This window comes from Burkholderia sp. E168m23, assembly GCF_016586125.1.
Classification (GTDB): Bacteria; Pseudomonadota; Gammaproteobacteria; order Burkholderiales; family Burkholderiaceae; genus Burkholderia; species Burkholderia orbicola.
This window is the reverse complement of the sequence record NZ_BCPP01000593.1, coordinates 1-4,503: the sequence shown is the minus strand read 5'-3', so window position 1 is coordinate 4,503 and position 4,503 is coordinate 1. Positions and strand designations below refer to the sequence as shown.

Sequence of the window (4,503 nt, the reverse complement as noted above, 5' to 3'; positions counted from 1 at the left end):
GCGAGTGGACATGACGCGAGCATGGCAGGCGCAGCCGCACGCCGCATCCGCTTCATCTGCAAGGGCTGGAATCCGCGCCGCCGGGTGGCGGATTTCGATACTGGCGTGACACGCGAAGCGCCCGAACCCAGCACCCTTCAGCGCGTCGCACCCAGCGCCACGCGCAGCCGCTCCATCAACCGCGTGTAATGCCGCAGCACGTCGTCCTTCGACACGACATTCGCGGTCGAGAAACGCTCGGACCACACCGGCTTCCATTCATACGAACCGTGCACGCTGCGGTCGCCGTCGGGCGCCTGGATCAGCGAGCGGATCCGCGCGTCGCGGCCCGGCCCCGTATGCATCTCGAACAGCGCGTGGATGAACGTGTGATACGCGTCGTACACGTCGTCGTCGAACAGGTAGCGGTAGATGTGGAACGTGCGGTCGAGGTCGCGCTTCGCGCGGATCACGTCGTCCGGCGAGATGTCCTTCCAGTAGCCGATCCACGTGTAGAAGCACAGCAGCGCATTGAGCTGCGGCGCGACCGCGTCGTACAGCGCGAGCCGCTTCTCGATCAGCCGCTGGTTGGTCCACTGCACGAGCTCGAGCCGCTTCAGCCGGCGCGCGACGAGCCAGCCGAGACACGCGACCGACAACGGCGTCAGCACGCCGAGCACGAGCTTGACGATTTCCAGCGAATTCCACGGCGTATTGAATGGCTGCATGTAGGGCTTGACAGGAAAAAACGCATTCGCGTCGACGCGTAACCCGGCGCGCTACGCAGCGCCGCTCGGCCGAGCGCGTCGGCATTGACCGTTAGTTGCTTGCACATCGAACACCGCATGACCGTGCCGGCAATGCAGGCGATGCGACTCACTCCGTCAGTGTATCGGGCGATTGTCACCGTGCAATGCCGCTCATCGTCGACGCATCGTCACGCGCCCCGCGCGTCGCCCCGCTTCAGGTGGGTAGCGCCGACGTGAGCTTGACCTTCTGCATCGGAATGTCGGTCTTCACGCTGAGCACGCCGGGGATGCGCGTCAGGTATTCCATCTGGAAGCGCCGGTAATCGTCGATGTCGGCCGCGACGACGCGCAGCAGGAAATCGCAGTCGCCGGCCATCAGGTGGCATTCGACGACTTCCGGCATCTGCTGGACGGCCTCGGCGAAACGGTTCACCGATTCCGCGTCCTGCCCCTTCAGCCATACGCGGGTGAAGATCGTCAGCCCCTTGCCGACCTTCGCCGGGTTCAGCACGGCCACGTATTTCTCGATCACGCCGGCTTCCTCGAGGAGCCGCACGCGCCGCAGGCACGGCGACGGCGACAGCCCGACCTCGTGCGCGAGTTCCACGTTCTGCATGCGGCCGTCGCGCTGCAGCGCGCTCAGAATCCGGCGGTCGATAGCGTCAAGTTTCATGTGGCATCCGATTCCAAAAAATTCGCGTATCACGCGTTCAATGCCAAATTTTGGGAAAAATCTGGCGACAACGCAACCCGATTCGAGTCAAAAAAGCAGACAATCCCTCCCCCGAAGGAGGAGTGATGAGCAGTAGCGTTTCAACGTCGTCCGGGCTTCGCGACAAGCCCGCCTATGTCGCCGAGATGGGCCGCGGTTTGCGCGCGGCGCTGCCCGTCATGCTGGGTTTCGTGCCGTTCGCGCTGGTGCTGGGCGCGCAGGCCGCGCAGAAAGGGCTGAGCCTGTTCGAAGTGCCGATGATGACGGGCCTGAACTTCGGCGGCGGCTCCGAATTCGCGGCGATCCATCTGTGGACGTCGCCGCCGCACATCGCGCTGATCGTCGCGATGTCGTTTCTCGTGAATTCGCGCCACATCCTGATGGGCGCCGCGTTCGAGCCGTATATCCGCCGCCTGCCGCGCCGCCACGCGTTCGTCGCGCTGTTCTTCATGTGCGACGAGAGCTGGGCGATGTCGCTCGCCGACGCGCGCGAGCGCTCGGCCACGCACATCAGCGTGCCCTATTACGCGGGCATCTGCATCGGGCTCTACCTGACGTGGATCTCGATGACGACGCTCGGCGCGGCGGTCGGCCCGACGATCGGCAACGTCGAACAGTACGGCTTCGACATGGCGTTCACGGCCGTGTTTCTGGTGCTGCTGCGCGGGATGTGGAAAGGGGTGCGCGCGAGCCGTCCGTGGTTCGTGAGCCTCGTCGTCGCGGCGGCTACCCATCTCGCGCTGCCCGGTGCGTGGTACGTCGCGGCCGGCGCCTGCGCGGGGCTGATCTCCGCGCTGCTGTGGGAGCCGCGCGATGCCTGAGCTTCCGGATTTCGGCACCGTCGCGACGATCGTGCTGATGGCGTCGACCACCTACCTGTCGCGCATCCTCGGCTACGTGCTGCTGCGCAACCGCACACTGAGCCCGCGAATGGCGTCGGTGATGGAGAACGTGCCGGGCTGCGTGCTGATCTCGGTGATCGCGCCGGCCTTCGTGTCGACGCGCCCGGCCGACTTGCTCGCGCTCGCGGTCACGCTGCTTGCGGCGACGCGCCTGTCGATTCTGCCGACCGTCATCGTCGGCGTCGCGTCGGCCGGCCTGCTGCGCTACCTGCTCGGCTGAACGGTTCCGGCCCGCCACACCGGCACGCACATTCCACGACACGACGAACGGGCGCACGATGCGCCCGTTTTCGCGTCCGCGCCGACCGGCGCCACGGGCGCGACACGACGATCCTCACGCCGGAGTGCTAGCCTTGTGGCTTGCGCCATGCCGCACTTCCCCGCTCATTGCCTTTCACGAGGATCGTCCCGATGCAAGCAACCCGCCCGCTGTTCGACCGTGTCCTGCTCACCAACGACGACGGATTCGACGCCCCCGGCCTCGACATACTCGAACAGGTCGCCACGCAACTCGCGCGCGAAGTGTGGATCGTGGCGCCGGCCGAAGACCAGAGCGGCACGTCGCATTCGCTGAGCCTGCACGAACCGCTGCGCGTGCATCGCAAGGGCGAGCGCCGCTTCGCGGTGCGCGGCACGCCCGGCGACTGCGTCGCGATCGCGGTCAGCCACCTGATGAAGGGCGCGCGGCCCGACGTCGTGCTGTCCGGCGTGAATCGCGGCGCGAACCTCGGCACCGAAACGGTGTTTTCCGGTACGGTCGGCGCGGCGATGACGAGCATGCTCGTCGGCGTGCCGGCCATCGCGCTGAGCCAGGCCTTCACCGATCGCAACGCGGTGCCGTGGGGTACCGCACTCGCGCATGCGCCGGACGTGATCCGCCGGCTCGTCGCCGCCGGCTGGGACAGCGACGCATGCCTCAACGTGAATTTCCCGCCGCGGCCGGCCGACGACGTACGCGCCCTGAAGGTGACGAACCAGGGCGCCGGCACGCTGCAGGGCGTCGAGATCGTGTCGGGACGCGACCCGCGCGAGATCGACTATCACTGGCTGAAGCTCGCGCGCGCGCCGCGCGACGACGATGCGGGTTCGGAAACGGTCGCGCTGGGCGAAGGGTATATCGCGGTCACGCCGCTGAAGTTCGAGCGCACGCACGATCAGGCGCTCGCACGGCTGCGGTCGAACCTCGGCTGATCGATCGCGCGTTCGAACAAACCCTGCGGCGGCGCATACGATGCGCGCGCCGCCGGTTCACCGCGTCAGCCGTCGCCCGTCACCCCATCAAGTCAGATTCAACCCGCCGTCGAGCATCACGATCTCGCCCGTCACGTAATCGGAGGCGACGAGCATCGCGACCGTCTGCGCGATATCGTCCGGCGTCGCCGCGCGACGCATCGGCGCGCGCTCGCGCCAGAGCTGCTGCGCGTCCGTCCAGTCGGCGGTCAGCGGCGTATCGACGAGCCCCGGCGCGACCGCATTGACGCGAATCGCCGGCGCGAGCGTGCGGGCGAGCAGCCGTGTCGTGTGATTGAGCGCGGCCTTCGCGGCCGCATACGGGATCGATGCGCCCTTCGGGCGCATGCCTGCATGCGAGCTAACGTTCACGACGCACCCGGCCCGCCCGTGCGACGCCGCTTCGCGCAGCGCCGCCTCCGCTTCGGCCACCAGCCGGAACGGCGCGATCACGTTGATTTCATGCATTTCGCGCCACACGTCGGGTGTGGCCGCCGCGAGGTCGTCATGCGGAATCACGCGGCTGACGCCCGCGTTGTTGACGAGCACGTCGAGCCGCCCGTGCACGGCGAGCGCATCGCGGATCAGCCGCACGCGCTCGGCATCGTCGGCGAGATCGGCCTGCACATATGCACCGCCGAGTTCGCGTGCCATCGCCCGCCCGGTGTCGGCCGAGCTGCGCGAATGCAGGATCACCGCGTAGCCGTCGGCCGCGAGACGCCGTGCGACGGCCGCGCCGATTCCCGACGTCGAGCCGGTGACGAGCGCGACCGGCCGGTGCACGCGCGACGCGCGCGGCTCGCCGGCGGCTTCGGTCTCAGGTGTCGTTTCGGCAATCGGGGCAGACATCGGCGGCAGCGGCGCGTCCATGGCGTGGAACCCAGTTAGTGGCGTTCCCGCATCATAGGCGACGATGCAACTGGACACGAAT

General features: G+C 67.6%; 6 protein-coding genes. 3 read left to right on the top strand and 3 right to left on the bottom strand.

Features of this window, described 5'->3' with window-relative positions; translation table 11 throughout:
* Window positions 1-137: 137 nt before the first annotated feature.
* Window positions 138-707, bottom strand: coding sequence for a hypothetical protein (locus JMF90_RS25465; protein WP_011548437.1), 570 nt, complete (start codon window positions 705-707; stop codon window positions 138-140).
* A 235-nt stretch (window positions 708-942) separates the two neighbouring features.
* The gene (locus tag JMF90_RS25460; RefSeq protein ID WP_006486309.1) at window positions 943-1,401 is read right to left on the bottom strand and encodes an Lrp/AsnC family transcriptional regulator; all 459 of its coding nucleotides are present in this window, start codon (window positions 1,399-1,401) and stop codon (window positions 943-945) included.
* Window positions 1,402-1,526: 125 nt separating this feature from the next.
* On the opposite strand from JMF90_RS25460, the gene JMF90_RS25455 reads away from it, so the two are divergent.
* The 3 genes from JMF90_RS25455 to surE all read left to right on the top strand — a co-directional run bounded on the left by JMF90_RS25455 (window position 1,527) and on the right by surE (window position 3,533).
* Window positions 1,527-2,261 (top strand): AzlC family ABC transporter permease, encoded by a 735-nt coding sequence (locus JMF90_RS25455; RefSeq protein WP_011548438.1) that lies wholly within the window; start codon window positions 1,527-1,529, stop codon window positions 2,259-2,261.
* Complete coding sequence (locus JMF90_RS25450) at window positions 2,254-2,562, top strand: AzlD family protein (protein WP_011548439.1); 309 nt, start codon at window positions 2,254-2,256, stop codon at window positions 2,560-2,562. The genes JMF90_RS25455 and JMF90_RS25450 overlap by 8 nt, the downstream gene beginning before the upstream one ends.
* A gap of 191 nt (window positions 2,563-2,753) precedes the next feature.
* On the top strand, window positions 2,754-3,533 hold the full coding sequence (surE, locus tag JMF90_RS25445; RefSeq protein ID WP_011548440.1) for a 5'/3'-nucleotidase SurE: 780 nt from the start codon (window positions 2,754-2,756) through the stop codon (window positions 3,531-3,533).
* An 87-nt stretch (window positions 3,534-3,620) separates the two neighbouring features.
* On the opposite strand, the gene JMF90_RS25440 is transcribed toward surE, so the two are convergent.
* Window positions 3,621-4,442 (bottom strand): SDR family NAD(P)-dependent oxidoreductase, encoded by an 822-nt coding sequence (locus JMF90_RS25440; RefSeq protein WP_011548441.1) that lies wholly within the window; start codon window positions 4,440-4,442, stop codon window positions 3,621-3,623.
* Between the last annotated feature and the right edge of the window lie 61 nt (window positions 4,443-4,503).